The 2,500-nt window shown below is 54.5% G+C and carries 1 tRNA gene and 2 rRNA genes (1 of these 3 cut by a window edge); all 3 read left to right on the top strand.

From position 1 onward, the window contains the following. Positions 1–2,137, top strand: a 23S ribosomal RNA gene (locus AC1DQJ_RS08500) (it extends 650 nt beyond the left edge of the window). A gap of 66 nt (positions 2,138–2,203) precedes the next feature. Continuing rightward, a 5S ribosomal RNA gene (gene rrf, locus AC1DQJ_RS08495) occupies positions 2,204–2,318 on the top strand. A 53-nt stretch (positions 2,319–2,371) separates the two neighbouring features. Continuing rightward, positions 2,372–2,448: transfer RNA gene (locus AC1DQJ_RS08490), tRNA-Met, on the top strand. Positions 2,449–2,500: the final 52 nt, after the last annotated feature.

Here is a 2,500-nt window from a genome sequence, read left to right as displayed (position 1 = left end):
AGGTGTAGGCGTAGCGAAAGCGAGTCTGAATAGGGCGAATAAGTACGTCGCATGACGACCCGAAACCAGGTGATCTATCCATGAGCAGGTTGAAGGTGAGGTAACACTTACTGGAGGACCGAACCCGTGAATGTTGAAAAATTCTGGGATGACTTGTGGATAGGGGTGAAAGGCCAATCAAACCTGGACATAGCTGGTTCTCCGCGAAATCTATTTAGGTAGAGCGTCAGACGAATTCCTTGGGGGGTAGAGCACTGGATGGATGCGGGGGTCGCGAGATCTACCAATTCTAACCAAACTCCGAATACCCAAGAGAACTATCTGGCAGACACACGGCGGGTGCTAACGTCCGTCGTGAAAAGGGAAACAACCCTAACCATCATCTAAGGCCCCCAAGTACTGGCTAAGTGGGAAACGATGTGGGATTGCTTTGACAACCAGGATGTTGGCTTAGAAGCAGCCATCATTTAAAGAAAGCGTAACAGCTCACTGGTCAAGCGATCCTGCGCGGAAAATGTAACGGGGCTCAAGCCAGTCGCCGAAGGTATGGGTGTGCGTAAGCACGCGGTAGCGGAGCGTTCCGTAAGCCTGTGAAGATCAGTCGTGAGGCTGGTTGGAGGTATCGGAAGTGAGAATGCTGACATGAGTAGCGACAAAGAGTGTGAGAGACACTCTCGCCGAAAGTCCAAGGGTTCCTGCGTAAAGCTAATCTGCGCAGGGTTAGCCGGCCCCTAAGGCGAGGCCGAAAGGCGTAGTCGATGGGAATCAGGTGAATATTCCTGAGCCAGTTGGAAGTGACGAATCCCGTAAATTGTCAGGGCTTATTGGATTGCTCCTGGCAGTGAAGGGGTTCCTGGAAATAACTCCAACGGAGACCGTACCCGAAACCGACACAGGTGGACAGGTAGAGTATACCAAGGCGCTTGAGAGAACTATGCTGAAGGAACTCGGCAAATTGCACGCGTAACTTCGGGATAAGCGTGACTCTCTTTTGGGCAACCAGATGAGAGTGGCACAGGCCAGGGGGTAGCGACTGTTTATCAAAAACACAGGGCTCTGCGAAGCCGCAAGGCGACGTATAGGGTCTGACGCCTGCCCGGTGCCGGAAGGTTAAAAGGAGGGGTGCAAGCTCCGAATTGAAGCCCCGGTAAACGGCGGCCGTAACTATAACGGTCCTAAGGTAGCGAAATTCCTTGTCGGGTAAGTTCCGACCTGCACGAATGGCGTAACGACTTCCCCACTGTCTCCAGCATAGGCTCAGCGAAATTGAATTCCCCGTGAAGATGCGGGGTTCCCGCGGTCAGACGGAAAGACCCTATGAACCTTTACTGCAGCTTCGCCTTGGCGTTAGCGGCAACATGTGTAGGATAGGTGGGAGGCTATGAAACCGGGGCGCCAGTTCCGGTGGAGCCATCCTTGAAATACCACCCTTGTTGTCGCTGACGTCTAACCGCAGCCCGTTATCCGGGTTCGGGACATGGCGTGGCGGGCAGTTTGACTGGGGCGGTCGCCTCCCAAAGTGTAACGGAGGCGCGCGATGGTGGGCTCAGAGCGGTCGGAAATCGCTCGACGAGTGCAATGGCATAAGCCCGCCTGACTGCGAGACTGACAAGTCGAGCAGAGACGAAAGTCGGCCATAGTGATCCGGTGGTTCTGCGTGGAAGGGCCATCGCTCAACGAATAAAAGGTACTCTAGGGATAACAGGCTGATTTTGCCCAAGCGTCCACAGCGACGGCAAAGTTTGGCACCTCGATGTCGGCTCATCACATCCTGGGGCTGGAGCAGGTCCCAAGGGTTCGGCTGTTCGCCGATTAAAGTGGTACGTGAGCTGGGTTCAGAACGTCGTGAGACAGTTTGGTCCCTATCTGCCGTGGGTGTACGAAGCTTGAGAGGATCTGTCCCTAGTACGAGAGGACCGGGATGGACACACCTCTGGTGGACCTGTCGTGGCGCCAGCTGCGCAGCAGGGTAGCTAAGTGTGGAATAGATAACCGCTGAAAGCATCTAAGCGGGAAACTAACCTCAAAACAAGGCTTCGCCGAGAGCCGTGGTAGACCACCACGTTGATAGGCCAGGTGTGGAAGTGCCGCGAGGCATGCAGCTTACTGGTACTAATCGCTCGATCGGCTTGATCGTTCTTAGTCAAACTCATGACTAACGCGCTTTATTTGATGTCTTCTCATTCTTCATCCGTTTCGTTGACCTGGTGGTTATGCCGAGAGGTCCCCACCCGATCCCATCCCGAACTCGGTCGTTAAGCCTCTCTGGGCCAATGGTACTTCGTCTTAAGGCGCGGGAGAGTAGGTCGCCGCCAGGTCTACCAAACGGATGAAGACAACAAACCCTTCAACTCACAATCAAACACCCTGACGCGGGGTGGAGCAGCCCGGTAGCTCGTCAGGCTCATAACCTGAAGGTCACAGGTTCAAATCCTGTCCCCGCACCCAAGGTTCAAAGCAAAAGCCCCCTGGATCACTCCAGGGGGCTTTTGCTTGTCTG

This window comes from Phenylobacterium sp. P4_E10 (assembly GCF_056401675.1).
Note: the sequence above shows the minus strand (reverse complement) of the source record. Positions and strands in the feature narration are given on the sequence as shown.